Origin of the sequence: Mucilaginibacter terrae (assembly GCF_042679325.1) — a bacterium.
Taxonomy (GTDB): domain Bacteria; phylum Bacteroidota; class Bacteroidia; order Sphingobacteriales; family Sphingobacteriaceae; genus Mucilaginibacter; species Mucilaginibacter terrae.
In genome coordinates this window covers 506330-521914 of sequence record NZ_JBHTMJ010000003.1, presented here as the reverse complement: position 1 = coordinate 521914, position 15585 = coordinate 506330, and the positions used below count along the sequence as shown (strand labels likewise).

Here is a 15585-nt window from a genome sequence, read left to right as displayed (position 1 = left end):
CTAAGCTAAATTAATCTCTTAAATTGCACAATCCCCTGTTGCATCGGTACAATACAGTATTAATCATAAATGATGGTATTTGTTTGGTATAATCAATTCAATGTTTGCCCTTCCCTTTTACCTTTCCGTCCCAAAAAACCTTTCGCCTTTATCCTTTCTGCTTTCGGCCTAAAACTTTAATTTCGCAGTTTAAAGAAAAGAGGAAAAGATTTTGGATTATTTAGAGGGATTGAATCAGCAGCAAAGGGCTGCCGCAGAGCAAATAAACGGCCCTGTGATGATTATTGCCGGTGCAGGTTCGGGTAAAACGCGGGTTATAACTTACCGTGTGGCGCACCTGGTACATACTGGTGTTGATGCCTTTAACATATTAGTGCTCACGTTTACCAATAAGGCCGCTAAAGAAATGCGCGAGCGTATAATTAAAGTGGTAGGCCCTGAAGCTAAAAATGTATGGATGGGTACCTTTCACTCGGTATTCGCTAAAATTCTGCGGGTTGAAGGTACCAAAATTGGATATCCCAGCAACTTTACCATATATGATACCGACGACAGCAAAAGCGTTTTACGTGCGGTATTAAAGGAGATGAACCTGGACGATAAGCTGTACAGTCCAAATTATGTTTACAACCGCATTTCTGCCGCAAAAAATAACCTGGTATCGTGGGCGGAGTACCAGCAAAACGAGCAGATCCAGTCGGATGATCACGCTAACGGCCGAGGCCATTTAGGCAAGGTTTACGAAATGTATGCCAGCCGTTGCTTTAAATCGGGGGCGATGGATTTTGATGATCTGCTGTTTCAAACCAACCGCTTGTTAAAAGAACATACCGACGTACTTTACAAATACCAAAACAAGTTTAAATACCTGATGGTGGATGAGTACCAGGATACTAACTTTTCGCAATACCTCATTGTGAAAAAGCTGGCGGCCATTAATGAAAACATTTGTGTAGTGGGCGATGATGCGCAGAGTATCTACGCTTTCCGTGGGGCAAACATCCAAAATATATTAAATTTTGAAAAGGATTACCCTGATCTGAAAGTTTTCAAACTGGAGCAAAATTACCGGTCGACCCAAAATATTGTGAATGTTGCCAACAGCATTATCTCCAACAATAAAGAGCAGCTTAAAAAAAATGTTTTTTCGGAGAAAGACCACGGCGATAAGATCAAGGTAAACCGGGCCTTCAGCGATAACGAGGAGGGTAAAACGGTGGCCGAAGCTATTATGCAGGAGCGCAGCAACACCGGGCAAAAGTGGAACGATTTTGCCATTTTGTACCGTACCAACGCCCAATCGCGCTCTATGGAGGAGGCTTTACGCAAACTGAATATCCCATACAAAATTTACGGCGGATTATCCTTTTATCAGCGTAAGGAAATCAAAGATCTGATAGCCTATTTCAGGCTAACCTTTAACCCTAACGACGAGGAAGCACTGAAACGTGTGATTAATTACCCGCGCCGGGGTATTGGCGATACTACCGTTGATCGTATTATACTGAGCGCCGGTCAGCATGATACCACCTTGTGGGAAGTGGTTAAAGAACCTGCCAAGTTTTTAGATGGAAGAATTTCGGCCAACGTAGGTGTTTTTTCTACACTGATCCAAAGTTTCCAGCTGATTACCAAAACGTTATCTGCTTATGATGCCGCGCTGCATATTGCCCAGCATTCGGGTCTGTTAAAAGACCTGTACGAAGATAAATCGGTAGAAGGTTTGAACCGTTATGAAAACATACAGGAGCTACTGAACGGTATCAAAGAGTTTTCGGAACGGGAGGACATTGAGGAACGCACCCTGGATGTATTTATGCAGGATGTAGCACTATTAACTAACGATGATAACGATAAAAACCCTAATGCCGATACCGTTTCTTTAATGACCATTCACTCATCTAAAGGATTGGAGTTTCCTAACGTGTTTGTAGTAGGGTTAGAAGAAAACCTTTTCCCCTCACAAATGTCGCTCAACTCACGTACCGACCTGGAAGAAGAACGCCGCTTGTTTTACGTAGCCGTTACCCGTGCCGAAAACAAGCTGACCATAAGTTACGCTACATCACGCTTTAAATTTGGTACGCTCATAAATTGTGAGCCCAGCCGATTTTTGGATGAGATTGATGCGCAGTACCTGGAGCTGGATTTTAAAGCCAAACCCCAAACCGGCAACCCATTCTTCGACGATGAACGCAAGGCCTGGGGCCGCAATGCCGATACCTTCTCGAAGCCTAAAGCTGCACCGGCTGCGGGTAAGCCTCCGGTAAAAACAACATCGTTGCTGGCCAAAGCCCATGTACCGTCCGAAGGCTTCGCCCCTTCCGATACCTCCAAGCTACAAGTGGGTATGGAAGTAGAGCACGAGCGCTTTGGATATGGAAAGGTGATTAACACAGAAGGCAATAAGCCCGATATTAAGGCAACTATATTTTTTAAGGAAATTGGACAAAAACAATTGCTTCTCAAATTTGCCAAGCTGCGTATTGTGGAGTAATATTTAGGGCTTATATAAATACGTATATCAAAAGTCAGCTCAAACAACTGGCTGTTTTGGCAAATATTGTTAAGTGTATAAATTACATTAAGCACGAAATACACATACATCGTTTCAAACAAATCTGTTAACAATAAGGCAACTACCTCAACAATTAATACATATTATCTCAATGTGAGTAATAGGCTATGTAAATATTACCCATATATTGGGGAATATTTTCAACAAATTTAACTAATAAGTATCTTATAAACCCTTTAACAGGCTCAAAAGAGCTATTTTAATTGGTGGCATTACCTTTGAATATTTGCTTATACACCCTTTTCCCTAATTGGTGTTTAAACAAAGTTTATGAGTCCATTAATTAACAACAAAGCTGTCAATTCGGTTGGCAACAACATTCGTACATTACGCCACCAACGCAACTGGAGCCAGGAAGATATTGCTAATCGGTTAGGCATCTCCATTCCTGCATTTTCAAAAATTGAAACCGGTATTACCGATGTCAATTTATCACGCCTGGAGCAAATTGCCAATATTTACGAGATAAGTGTGGTACAATTGCTGGGTTTAGGTTTAACCGAAACTGAAAAGCAATACTCGAGCATGAGTGCGGCGCAAAAAAAGCTAACCGACCGTGAAACTGAAATTGCTGATTTGCAACGCAAGGTTATTGAACTGTACGAAGAATTACATAACAGGAAATCCGTTGCCGTATAAATACGTGTCCTGTTTAATTTTATTGACACTATTGTTGCCTAATTAAGATAACAATTACCTTATGTACCCTTTGCCGCAACATTTGATTAAACGTTAGGTTAATTACGTTTACTAATAATCAATTATTGCGGCATTCTGTTTTTTCAAACGCTAACCGGCAATTTTGGAGTAATAATTGTAATTAAACACTTGTATATATAACAAGTTAAAAATGAATTATTTGCTATCCACATCTCCCGACGCCGCTGTAAAATTAGGCACCATCCACGACCCGGATACCAAACTAAAGGTAACTGTGATCGATCTATTGAAATCGAAATTTAAACCGCGTAAAGGAGAGGTACGATTTTTTGTTACTTCGGGTAAAGAAACCCTTGCATTTGAAACACAGGGGTACCGCAAGCATCGTGAACTATTAATTTTAGAGATGGTAGCCTGGTATTGTGTTTATCTTGGTTTACTTGAAGCGCAAATACACTCAAGCTTACCCTTATTAAAACTTGCTTAAATTCTGTTTATTAAACATTGATTTAAAACCCTCCTCTTTGAGGGTTATGAAGCATATCGCTCATATCAATAATTTTATCATCAATTTCCGAAACGCATTTAATCATCATTTGAATACATTCTTCCTGGCTTACCAGGCCTTCCTGCTCCAAATTCATTAAACCCTTTAAGGTGGCTATAGGACCTCTTACCTGGTGAGACAAATGAGACGAATACTCTGACAGCTTTTTATTTTTAAGCTGCAAATCCTTGGTACGTTCATCAATAATCTCCTCTAAATGATGATTGATACGATCGAGATTATCTTTCTGAATAGAAATTTCGGTATTAAGTTCGGTTAGTTTTTTATTGGTATCTGCCTTGCGTTTAACATTACTAAATAACAACACAATTACCAAAACTAAAAAAGCAGCTAATATGATAGTGCCTATAACAATGCTGCGATCATATTTCTGCCTCAACATAATTTGTTCATTCTTCCGGCTCAATTCTTCCTGGCGGTACTTGGCCTGGTATAAGCTCAGCGCTGCCGAATTACGCGATTTGTAATTGATACTATCTTGTTTGTATATGGTTTGCAGGTAATTCAGGGCTTGTTCAAAGTTCTTTCTTTTAAGTTCGAGCTGGTAAGAGGCTATTTGATAATTATGGCGCATATCCTCATTATTTACCAATTCGGTGTAAGCTTTGCCTTCAGTTAAACTTGCTTCTGCCTGTTTAAAATTTTCTTCAGCAATAAAAATTTCAGATAGGGTAAAATTTATTTGCGAAATAGACTGATTCAAATCCAGCGCTTTGGCCTGTTCCAAAGCCTTATACAAATACTGTTTGGCTTTAATTTTGTTGCCTATGGTTGAATATATTACACCAAGATTTTGCAATACTGTGACTGTAAGATCGGGGTTATTCAGCTTCTTTATAAGCTCGTAACTTTCACTGTAATAAGCTAATGATTTGTTATAATTTTTTTGCAACTGGTTTAGGTTACCAAAATTCAAATATATTGAAGCCAACAGGTTTTGATCATTAATATTGGCTGATTTGTATTGATCTTTAGCCATATTTAAATATTCGGAACACTTATCGTAATCAATTTCTTGATATAACGAGCTAATATTCAAGTATATCCTGATCTCACCTATACTACTTCCTAACTCCTTAAATACAGCCAACGCCAATAAGTAATTATCAATAGCTCTTTCTCCGTTGCCTAAATAACGTTCACCAAGTCCCTTAACCCTATATGCATCAGCTAAGCCCTTTTTAAAACCAATTTTTTGTGCCAGCATTAAGGCCTTGTCTGCATATTTAATTGTTTGCTTAGCATCAGTTAAGCGCATATCAAAACCCCGGATGTTTAAATTTATAACTTCCGTTGAATCTTGACTGGGCTTTAAATTAATGTATGTGTAGGCTGAACAATTTAAACAAATGAAAACAAGAAATAAGCAAGTAAAAATCTTCTTCATTAAAACTGTATTACGATAAATCGTATCAAATGTTATAAAGATAACGAGATGCAAGTCAAAATTTCTCAAAAAAAATATTTTTATTTTTTTTGTTTAACAAAAAACTTAATTACATTTGCAGTGTTACTTTATATAACAAACATAATTTACTATTAAACAAATTTTTATGAAAAAGATTCTATTCATTGCAGCTCTTTTATTTTCTACCGGAATGATCTCTTCTTGTACTAAAGATAACGTATCTCCAACAACTGAAACTGTGGCAGGAAATCCCGATGATGATGGCGAAAGTGGTGGTGGTTTAGGTACAGGTGATGGTGGCATTGACCGTCCTGTTAAAAAACCGTAATTATTTTCTGTTCTAAAATCTCATTGTTGATTTTCAAAATTTTAATATTGGTATCATGAAAAAAATATTTATTGCTTCGGCTATATTTATTACTTCGGGGAGTTTAATTACTTTAAGCAAAGCTAACCAGGTTAAACCCTCTATTACAGCTGCATCTACAATTGCTGCATCAGTTAAATTAGCCGAAGCTAAAGCTGTACTTAGTAAAGCCAATACCAGAAATTTAAAAAGCAATTTAGGTACCGCCGATGGTGGTATATAACTAAATTGTATTTGTTTACAGTGAGATAAATTGAACAAAACTTAAGCTATATAGCTATGATTAATAGCTTTAAAGTTAATTATTATTTAATTGCAATACAACTATAGGCTACTGCTATAGGCTTAACATATTTTTAATATAAGCTTATAATATAGCAGTTGTTAGTTTATAAATTTTAACATAATTGCTGCTTTTGTAGTGTTGATGTGCTAATTTGCTTGAAGATAAATTATATATATTTGCTTTTTTTTAGCAATATATTATGCAAATCATCAGACAGTACATTGAAGATCATAAGCAGCGTTTGCTGGACGAGTTGTTTGAGTTGCTGCGCTTTCCGTCGGTTAGTGCCGATCCGAAGTACAGAGCCGATGTTTTAAACACGGCCAATTACACAGCAAAGAAACTGCGCGAAGCTGGCGCCGATAATGTGGAAGTTTGCCAAACGGCCGGCTACCCAATTGTTTATGGCGAAAAGATAATTGACAGTACAAAGCCTACGGTTTTGGTTTACGGACATTACGATGTTCAACCGCCAGATCCGTTAGAGTTATGGAAAACACCGCCATTTGAACCTACGGTTCGCGATGGTAAAATTTATGCCCGTGGTGCCTGCGACGACAAAGGTCAGTTTTACATGCATGTAAAGGCCTTTGAACTCATGATGCAGACTAACACCCTGCCCTGCAATATCAAGTTTATGATAGAGGGCGAGGAAGAAGTTGGCTCCAACAACCTGGGAATATTTGTTAAAGAAAATAAAGAGCGGTTAAAAGCCGATGTGGTTCTGATCTCCGATACCTCGATGATCAGTATGGAAACGCCTTCACTCGAAACCGGCCTGCGTGGCTTGTCATACCTTGAAGTGGAGGTAGTTGGTCCTAACCGCGATCTGCACTCGGGTGTTTACGGTGGAGCGGTAGCCAACCCTGCCACTATACTGGCCAAAATGATAGCTTCGTTACACAATGAAGATAATCAGGTTAACATTCCAGGCTTTTATAACGATGTAGTGGACTTAACCGATGATGAGCGTAAAGCTTTAAATTCGGCCCCCTATAATGAAGAAGAATACAAGAAAGACCTGGATATTACGGAGGTATGGGGCGAAAAGGGTTACTCTACCATGGAGCGCACCGGCACACGCCCTACCTTAGAGGTAAATGGTATTTGGGGCGGTTACATTGGCGAAGGTGCCAAAACCGTACTGCCTTCAAAGGCCAATGCCAAAATATCTATGCGATTGGTACCTAACCAAAGCTCCGAAAGAATCACGGCATTATTCACCGAGCATTTTGCCCGCATTGCTCCTCCCTATGTAAAGGTAAAGGTTACTCCTCATCATGGTGGCGAACCTGTTGTTACACCTACCGATAGTGTAGCCTACAAAGCAGCTCAAAAAGCCATCAGTGAAGCTTTTGGGGTTGATCCTATTCCAACACGTGGCGGCGGAAGCATACCTATCGTAGCACTATTTGAAGCTGAATTAGGCATCAAAACCGTTTTAATGGGTTTTGGGCTCGATAGTGATGCGCTACACTCTCCTAACGAAAAATACGATATTTACAATTACTACAAAGGCATAGAAACCATTCCATTGTTTTATAAGCACTATACCGAACTCAGTAAATAAGTTAATTTATACCGAAAAGCGTTTATATGATCATCAATTGATAGTTATGTAAACGCTTTTTTTGTTGTACTCTTATTGATGCAACTACAAACTAATCTGCAATTTTAGTCCAGGTTAGGTAATCATATAAATATCACCATCCGTGGTTAATTCCCAGTACTCATCGCTCCCACCTCTAAAGGTGTGAAACTTTATCTGTTGAATATTGTGGTATGCATCGTTAATTATCCATCGTATGGATTGGTTTAATAAGGTTACCTCATCAATTTCATAGAGCACACTCCTGTTGGTTGCGGTACCTAAATTACTTTTTACGCGTGTTTTTAAGGTGTACCATTGGTCTCTATTCTGGTTAACACTTTGTTTGCCAAAGCTGTCACCACAATCGGCGGGCATATCTTGTAATATACATGGGCGAAAGTACGGGTTATCAGTACCCAGCTTTACCAATATTAAAGCCGAAACCAACCTTGCCGCCTTTGCTCCATTCAAAACCGGCGCCGAAACCTACTTTTAAGGTGAGTTCATATTCCCTACCATTCGGGTTAGATATTAAAAAACTCAGTTCTGCGTACGCTAAGCTCCTTAAATAAACATTGTTTCATTAAATCTTTCCAGCATAAATGATATTGTATAAGCGTTATTTTACACAAGCATTGCGCTAATACTTTTGTTATACCGCCGCTCATCGTTATCATTGTTGTAAATATAATCCTGTATGTTTTCCGAACCTTCGTATCTGGCTGCGCGCATGGTAGCAGTAACCATAGAAAATCATTTTGCCGAACACCTGGCTGTTGCCCGCGAACTTGGCGAAAAGGATTTGGCTTCGGCATTAGACGCTAATATTATTGAAGCGGTAATTGACATTGCCTTTTGGGCCAGTTTACGCCGCGAAGAAGGACATTCTCCCAGTATATCCCTGGCATTGCTCCGACCCGATCAGGCAGGAAAACCTCTGATTTTTGGTCAGCGTTTACGTTTGACTCCACATAACCTGGTTAAGCTGGCTCCTGCCGTTGAGCAACCCGGCATCCATTTAGGGGTTTGGCACGAAAACGATGAGCTGTATATATGGGGAACTACCCATACCGTACCCGGCATTTGCTTTGTGTTAGAAGTGGTAGAACCCGGTTTACTGGTTATTAAACATCGCCGCCTGGCCGGCTTCGGCAAATTTGTGAACATTGCTGTTTTACAAGGCGACCAGATCAAAGTACTCGACGAAAAATCGATGGGGATAGCAGAATGCCCGGCATTACTGGCATCGCTCATGAATATGTCGCTGCCCTCGTTCATGGGCGAATCCTTCAACGTGCTGTTGCAATTGGCCGCGGCCGTGCGCATACATCGCCGTGGTGGTTTGGTTTTAATCGTTCCCCCAAATTCAAGCGATTGGGAAAGATCCATTGTTCAACCCATTAAATATATTGTTACCCCACCCTATACCGTTATTGCCGATTTGATGGCGCATAGCGAACAGGAAAAAGATACATTTGAATGGCAGGAATCGCTATTGCAGGCTATTGATATTATTGGCGGCTTTACCGCGGTAGATGGTGCCACGGTAATTACCCAGCAATATGATTTGCTGGCTTTTGGTGCTAAAGTAACCCGCTCTGATACCAGCGTACCGGTTGGACAAATTATTATTACCGAACCTGTTGCCGGTGTGCAAGCCAGCCGTGTTCATCCGGCACAAAACGGGGGCACCAGGCATTTGGCCGCAGCCCAGTTTGTACACGACCAGCATGATGCCATAGCACTGGTAGCCTCACAAGACGGCCAGTTTACGGTATTTGCCTGGTCGGAAAAATTGCAAACGGTACACGCCCACCGTATTGATGTTTTGTTATTGTAAACAAAATATAATTGCAAAATTAATTCTTACGCTAAAGCATTATATAATACCTCGACCGGGTGCCATGCTCTTATTGCCGCCCCGTCTTTAATTTGGTGACGGCAGCTGGTGCCGGTGGCCGCTATAATTACATCTGCTGGTTGATTGCGAACTGCCGGCAATAATACCAATTCGGCTATTTGCATAGATAAGTCATAATGTTCCTTTTCGTACCCAAATGAACCGGCCATACCGCAGCAGCCGGATGGAATGGTTTCTACCGTATAATTTGCAGGAAATGACAAGATCTGTTGTGAAGCTCCCAAATCCGACCAAGCCTTTTGCTGGCAATGCCCATGCAGCATAATGTGCTTTTTTTCGGCAGTAAACTGATTGGGGTTTATGTTCCCTTTTATGAATTCATTGGCTAAAAACTCATCTATTAAAAAAGTATGAGCAGCCAGGTGCCGGGCGTCGGCCAATTGGTTATCCTCCACCAGGTCCACATACTCATCACGAAAAGTTAATATAGCCGATGGCTCAATGCCGATGAGTGGTGTATGTGTAGAGATCAATTGACTTAACAACGTTACATTACGGCTGGCTATTTTCCTGGCCTCACGAAGTAAGCCCTTGGAGATATGCGCCCGGCCGCTTTCAAAATGTTCGGGGATGAGTACCTCATAGCCCAGCTTCTCGAGCAATAAAATAGCTTTAATGCCTACCTCCGTATCCTGGTAATTGGTAAATTCATCACAAAAAAGGTACACCTTTTTTGCCTTTGTACCTACATTTACTTGATGCTGTTTAAACCATTTAATTAACGTAATACGATGTAATGTTGGCATGGAACGTTGGGTAGCAAAACCGGCAACTTTTTTAATCAGCTTACTCACAACACTATTAGTTATTGCAAAATTATATAAGCCCGGTAAAAGCGAACCTATTTGAGCTAAACGGGCATAATTGGCAACTAACCTTGACCGAAAAGGTATGCCGTTAGCATCCTGGTAATGCTGCAAAAATTCGGCTTTGAGTTTGGCCATGTCCACGTTAGATGGGCATTCGGATTTACAGCCTTTGCAACTGATGCACAAGTCCATCACTTCCTTAATTTCGGGATGATTAAAACGGTTTACCTGATCTGAACTGGTCAGAAACGTGCGTAAAATATTTGCCCTTGCCCGTGTGGTATCTTTTTCGTTTCGGGTAGCCATGTAGGATGGGCACATAGTACCTCCCATCAGGTGCGATTTGCGGCAATCGCCCGAACCATTACACTGCTCTACATGCTGCAATACATCCTGGCCGGGATAACGGAAAACGGTTTTAAAAGCAGGTGTTTGCTGCCCCGGCTGGTAGCGTAGCATGGTATTCATAGGCGGCGTATCTACAATTTTACCGGGGTTAAAAATGTGCTGCGGGTCCCAGGTTTGTTTGATCTCTTTAAGCAACTGATAGTTTTTCGTGCCTATCATCTGCTCAATAAATTCACCCCGCAACCTGCCGTCGCCATGTTCACCGCTTAAAGAGCCGTTATACCGTTTAACCAGCGCGGCAATCTCTTGCGCAATTACCCGGAACAAGTGGTTGCCTTCAGCAGTTTTCAAATTAATGATTGGCCGTAAATGTAACTCACCCGAACCGGCATGGGCATAATGCACGGCATACAAACCGTACCGGGTTAGAATCTCATTAAAATTGCGAATGTAAGCTGGCAAATCTTCTACAGCAACGGCGGTATCTTCTATTACCGCAACGGCTTTTTCATCACCGGGCAAATTACTTAATAAACCTAAACCAGCTTTTCGTAATGTCCATATCTTTTGCGTATCGTTGCCAAACAACAACGGAAAATGGTAGCCTAAATTTGCCGAACGCATTTCTGCTTCTACTTGCTCGGCTATAGCGGTGACTTCTTTCCTGCTATTACGTGCATATTCCACCACCAATATAGCACCCGGATCACCCTGCACAAAGAAGCGGTTTTGGCGCTGCTCCATATTGTCTCTGGTACAATCAAGTATATAATGATCGATGAGTTCACTAGCACTGGGTACATATTTCAGCGCTATAAGGTTAGCGCGAAGAGCTTCGTCAACCGTGTTAAAATGTACGCAGAGTAAGCCAACCTCTTTGGGCGGCAAAGGCACTACATTCAGTTTGATCTCAGTGGTAAAGGCCAACGTTCCCTCTGACCCGGCCAGGAGCTTACAAAAATTAAAGTCTGAACCGCCAGCGGTAAAAGGTGCCGTATCCAGTAGCATGTCAATCGCATACCCGGTATTCCGGCGTGCAATCGTTTTATTCGGAAATCCCTTCCTGATTTCTACCTGATTTTCATAATTGCTTAACTGACTTCTTATTGACCGGTAAATATTAGCCTCCAATGTATCGCCTGAACATTTGGCAATAAACTCATCAAAACTTAAAGCTTTGACCACCACATCCGAGCCATCGCTTAAAATTACTTTTACCTCCAGCGTATGCTCACGTGTGCTTTTGTAGATGATGGAATTAGAACCACAAGAGTTATTCCCTACCATACCCCCTATCATGGCCCGGTTAGCGGTAGAGGTTTCGGGACCGAAGAAAAGGCCATGTGGTTTCAGAAAGCGGTTCAGTTCATCGCGCACTACGCCCGGCTGCACGCGCACCCATCTTTCGGCTACATTAAGTTCTATTATCTGCGTAAAATGTTTAGATACATCAACCACAATGCCTTTGCCCACCACTTGCCCCGCCAGCGATGTACCCGCAGTACGCGGAATAAGCGATGTGCCTTGTTCGCGTGCAAAAGTAATCAGTTTTTTAAGGTCTTCGTTTGACCGTGGAATGGCAACTGCAAGGGGCATTTCGGCATAGGCCGAGGCATCGGTTGCATACAGCGTACGCATGGTTTTATCGGCGTAAAATTCGCCTTCCAATTTTGCGGCCAGTTGCTTTAATTTTTCCTCCATTAAAATCAGGACCTGGTTTGCCCGGTATAAGTGCTTTCAAAAATCTTATCGGCATTATTGGTTTCAAACCCGTCTCTACGGTGCTCTGTTTGTAGCTGCTCAACCGGCAAATGTGCAAATTGAGGTAGCACTCCCCTTTCGGCAAACTCCACATAGCTACCGGCAATACGCATGGTTTCGACACCGGCAAAGGTAGCTTCCTGCATTTCGGCCACGGTACTGCTTTGGCTTAAAAGCCCATCACCGCTAATCTTAATCTTACCGCCCGATGTATTTAGCTTAATACCCAATCCTTCAACAAATTGATTAAACCCTGCCAGTTTATTATACCCTTCCTTTAAAGCATGAACGCTAATGGTGTAGTGGTTTAAATAGTAGCGGTTGTATATAACCCATGCCGCGTATTCGCTTTCTTCCAGCAAGTCGGTGTAATCTTTTCTGGTGGGCAGTTGCCAAAGTGATTGGTGGAAAAACTCACCTATTTGCTGACCATTGTTAAGGTCGAGTGCATCTACCGGGTCGGCGGTGATATGATTTGTATATTGATGGATGATGTATTGGGCTTTATCGGATAGTTCGGTAACCACCAACTCACTCATAAAAATGCGCGGATAGGCTTGGGTTGGGGGCGCGTACCAGTAGGCGTTAAGCTTTTTGCCTTCAAAATAATAGTAATCGCGTTTGGTATAACCGTGATGCAAAAAGATCTTCTCAAATGATTGGATACCCAGATAAGGTACGCCCAGGGTACGAAAGGCGATATGATCGTTCACAATTTCTTGCTGCGAACTCACTATACCACGATCGATCATGGCTTGGGTGATTTTTTTTACGGCCGGTACTTTTTCCTGGTACCGTTCAAAAAGCATATTCAAAAAAATATCTAGAGGGGTATGCCGTGTAAAATTCATATTGAGCAAGTAAAGCTTTTAACCGAGTATCAAAAATAATCAAAAAATAAAGCTTTTATACATGCGGTGCCGTTGGCATGATTAAATAATTTTGCTCGTTGAATGAGTTATACCTTATTACATTTCGGCCAGTTTAGTTTTAACGGCTTCCATGAGCCACATGGGCGTTGAGGTAGCCCCGCAAATGCCAATGCGCTGGTTAGGCGTAAACCACTCCCTTCTGAGGTCTTGAATTGCTGATACGAAATAGGTTTGGGGATTAGCTTCTTTACAAACCGCGTAAAGCATTTTTCCGTTAGATGATTTGGAACCGGATACGAATATGATGATGTCATAAGCAGCGGCAAATGACCTTAATTCCTCGTCGCGGTTGGATACCTGCCTGCAAATGGTATCTTTCAGATCTACCTTTACACCAGTGGTTTCAATGGCATCCCTAATGCGGTACAACTCGGCAGTGCTTTTAGTAGTTTGGCTGTACAAAGTTATTTCCTGCGGAAAACGGTGCGATCTCATTTCTTCATAGCTACCAAATACAACTGCTTCGTTATTGGTTTGCCCTTTTAAGCCTATTACTTCGGCATGGCCTTCTTTACCAAAAATGTAAACCGGCTTCCGTTCATCATAGGTACGTTTAATGCGGTTTTGAAGTTTGAGTACCACCGGGCAAGAGGCATCTATTAGTTGAATATTGTTTTGAAGCGCGGTTTGATAGGTAGAAGGCGGTTCGCCATGGGCACGGATAAGTACCTTTTCGTTAGTGAGCGATCTGTAAAATCCGTAATCGATAATACGTAACCCCCGTTCCTGTAAACGGTGTACTTCTTCATCATTATGAACAATATCGCCAAGGCAGTACAAATAGCCCTGTTCATTTAAAATTTCTTCGGCCATTTCAATGGCATAAACCACACCAAAACAAAATCCCGAATTATTGTCAATATCAATTTTTAAACTGAGCATAGTTAGCAAATCGTATCAATATACAATTACGAACTAAAATAGTTTAATTAGAATAGATTTGGACTATAAATTTAATTTATTTTTCAAAGCCAAGCAGATGCTCCTTAGTAAGGATGCTTTTGCTTTCGTAAATATGGTAATGAAAATTCTCCAGCTTTTGAAGCAGGTGCTGGAGCATCAGCTTTTCGGATAGTGTTAAATTGCCACTTACCATTTTGCCCACGTGGTTCATATCATTAAAAACCGTGTAAAGTAACTCTTTGCCTTTAGGGGTTATGGCAATACGCTTGCCGCGCTTGTCTTTGTCATCATTCCACTGCTCTACCAGTTCGGCTGTTAATAAACGGCGGATCACCTCGGTGCCCGATGTTTTTTCCTGGAGATTACGGTTAATGAGATCACCTTTCGACATATCATCATGTGTAAGCAGTATAGCCAGGCAGGTAAAATCTTCGGCTGTTTGCAATGGTGTGCCTTCTAAAGCTTTTTTGATGTATGATTTAGCGTAGCGGCTCATGTAAACGAACAGCCGGGCTATGCTGTTATCAATTTGATAGGCCTGGGCTTGTGCTTGTTCTTCATTTTCACCAAAACGTATATCAGGGTTAATTTCAGAAGGTGCCTGCGGATTTAAATTGTTGACCAAAAAACCGGCAAAACTTTGCATAGAAAGATCGGCTTGAGAGCTTTCCTGCTCAAACTGCTCTACCAGTGTTAATAATTGATGCACCAATTCGTATGATTTCATTTAAGGGGCTAAGCTGATTTGTTTGTTATTGTTTACTATAACGTAACAATTTGTAACTATTATGTTAATTTTTCTGCAAAAAGTTTACAAATATATGATAACTATCCGGGTATTAAACAAGTAAAAATACGTTAAGCAGGCTTTAAGGCCTCAAATAGTTGTATAAAAAACCAGGCTTATTTATTTACTTTCGTTGCTATTAATTACATCTCAACATATATGAACCGTAATAATTTAATAACCGCCATAGCAATGATGTTAATTTTCAGCGCATGTGATAATAAGCCTAAAAATCAGGAAGCAAAGCAATCTGCCCCGGTGGCAGTACCGGCACCTGTTCAAAAAGCTACAGGAAAACTGGTTGGTGTATGGTATGATGAACTCATTAAATCGGATAAGGGCGAACAAATTGCATACGTGGTGATATCAAAAGACAAACAGTTTTTTATACAGGCCATTGCATTTCCAGGAACCAAGCTTGTTGTAAGCGATGTACCTGAGATAGACCCATCGGCCACGGAATTGACGAAGACCACGAATGGCTACGTAAATATTAATAATAATGCTGAACTGTACAAGGTAGATAAAGCCGGCAACCTGCTCATTTATGACCAGGGAGAATTAGTAATGACATGCAAAAAAGTGATGTAAATTATGGCTGATCAAATCACTATTATCAAAATAAGCTAAACCTCAGCAACCTGCTGAAGACCTGTATTTGACAAT

At 41.1% G+C, this 15585-nt stretch carries 14 protein-coding genes; 8 read left to right on the top strand and 6 right to left on the bottom strand.

Going from position 1 to position 15585, the window contains the following annotated elements; translation table 11 throughout:
- The first annotated feature begins 211 nt into the window (after nucleotides 1–211).
- The 3 genes from ACFQ3S_RS04370 to ACFQ3S_RS04360 all read left to right on the top strand — a co-directional run bounded on the left by ACFQ3S_RS04370 (nucleotide 212) and on the right by ACFQ3S_RS04360 (nucleotide 3725).
- On the top strand, nucleotides 212–2497 hold the full coding sequence (locus ACFQ3S_RS04370; protein WP_377161611.1) for an ATP-dependent helicase: 2286 nt from the start codon (nucleotides 212–214) through the stop codon (nucleotides 2495–2497).
- Nucleotides 2498–2848: 351 nt separating this feature from the next.
- Nucleotides 2849–3217 (top strand): helix-turn-helix domain-containing protein, encoded by a 369-nt coding sequence (locus ACFQ3S_RS04365; RefSeq protein WP_377161610.1) that lies wholly within the window; start codon nucleotides 2849–2851, stop codon nucleotides 3215–3217.
- A 211-nt stretch (nucleotides 3218–3428) separates the two neighbouring features.
- On the top strand, nucleotides 3429–3725 hold the full coding sequence (locus ACFQ3S_RS04360; protein ID WP_377161608.1) for a hypothetical protein: 297 nt from the start codon (nucleotides 3429–3431) through the stop codon (nucleotides 3723–3725).
- A gap of 22 nt (nucleotides 3726–3747) precedes the next feature.
- On the opposite strand, the gene ACFQ3S_RS04355 is transcribed toward ACFQ3S_RS04360, so the two are convergent.
- On the bottom strand, nucleotides 3748–5064 hold the full coding sequence (locus ACFQ3S_RS04355; protein WP_377161606.1) for a tetratricopeptide repeat protein: 1317 nt from the start codon (nucleotides 5062–5064) through the stop codon (nucleotides 3748–3750).
- A 295-nt stretch (nucleotides 5065–5359) separates the two neighbouring features.
- On the opposite strand from ACFQ3S_RS04355, the gene ACFQ3S_RS04350 reads away from it, so the two are divergent.
- The 3 genes from ACFQ3S_RS04350 to ACFQ3S_RS04340 all read left to right on the top strand — a co-directional run bounded on the left by ACFQ3S_RS04350 (nucleotide 5360) and on the right by ACFQ3S_RS04340 (nucleotide 7437).
- Nucleotides 5360–5542, top strand: coding sequence for a hypothetical protein (locus ACFQ3S_RS04350; RefSeq protein ID WP_377161604.1), 183 nt, complete (start codon nucleotides 5360–5362; stop codon nucleotides 5540–5542).
- Between the two features lie 55 nt (nucleotides 5543–5597).
- Entirely contained in the window at nucleotides 5598–5804 is a 207-nt protein-coding gene (locus ACFQ3S_RS04345) for a hypothetical protein (protein WP_377161602.1), read from the top strand.
- A gap of 262 nt (nucleotides 5805–6066) precedes the next feature.
- Nucleotides 6067–7437: a dipeptidase gene (locus tag ACFQ3S_RS04340; RefSeq protein WP_377161601.1), complete on the top strand. Its 1371-nt coding sequence runs from the start codon at nucleotides 6067–6069 to the stop codon at nucleotides 7435–7437.
- 114 nt (nucleotides 7438–7551) lie between these two features.
- On the opposite strand, the gene ACFQ3S_RS04335 is transcribed toward ACFQ3S_RS04340, so the two are convergent.
- Nucleotides 7552–7929, bottom strand: a complete 378-nt coding sequence (locus ACFQ3S_RS04335; protein WP_377161599.1) for a polysaccharide lyase — start codon at nucleotides 7927–7929, stop codon at nucleotides 7552–7554.
- Nucleotides 7930–8155: 226 nt separating this feature from the next.
- Here ACFQ3S_RS04335 and ACFQ3S_RS04330 point away from each other — a divergent pair, with 226 nt between their 5' ends.
- Complete coding sequence (locus ACFQ3S_RS04330) at nucleotides 8156–9298, top strand: putative sensor domain DACNV-containing protein (protein ID WP_377161597.1); 1143 nt, start codon at nucleotides 8156–8158, stop codon at nucleotides 9296–9298.
- A 26-nt stretch (nucleotides 9299–9324) separates the two neighbouring features.
- On the opposite strand, the gene ACFQ3S_RS04325 is transcribed toward ACFQ3S_RS04330, so the two are convergent.
- From ACFQ3S_RS04325 to ACFQ3S_RS04310, 4 genes are all read right to left on the bottom strand, one after another.
- Nucleotides 9325–12237, bottom strand: coding sequence for an FAD-binding and (Fe-S)-binding domain-containing protein (locus tag ACFQ3S_RS04325; protein ID WP_377161595.1), 2913 nt, complete (start codon nucleotides 12235–12237; stop codon nucleotides 9325–9327).
- 5 nt (nucleotides 12238–12242) lie between these two features.
- On the bottom strand, nucleotides 12243–13106 hold the full coding sequence (locus ACFQ3S_RS04320) for a DUF1338 domain-containing protein (RefSeq protein WP_377161593.1): 864 nt from the start codon (nucleotides 13104–13106) through the stop codon (nucleotides 12243–12245).
- Between the two features lie 159 nt (nucleotides 13107–13265).
- On the bottom strand, nucleotides 13266–14111 hold the full coding sequence (locus tag ACFQ3S_RS04315) for a 4-hydroxy-3-methylbut-2-enyl diphosphate reductase (RefSeq protein ID WP_377161591.1): 846 nt from the start codon (nucleotides 14109–14111) through the stop codon (nucleotides 13266–13268).
- A gap of 76 nt (nucleotides 14112–14187) precedes the next feature.
- Entirely contained in the window at nucleotides 14188–14859 is a 672-nt protein-coding gene (locus ACFQ3S_RS04310) for a MarR family winged helix-turn-helix transcriptional regulator (protein WP_377161589.1), read from the bottom strand.
- A 252-nt stretch (nucleotides 14860–15111) separates the two neighbouring features.
- Here ACFQ3S_RS04310 and ACFQ3S_RS04305 point away from each other — a divergent pair, with 252 nt between their 5' ends.
- On the top strand, nucleotides 15112–15510 hold the full coding sequence (locus tag ACFQ3S_RS04305; RefSeq protein WP_377161587.1) for a hypothetical protein: 399 nt from the start codon (nucleotides 15112–15114) through the stop codon (nucleotides 15508–15510).
- The last annotated feature ends 75 nt before the right edge of the window (nucleotides 15511–15585 follow it).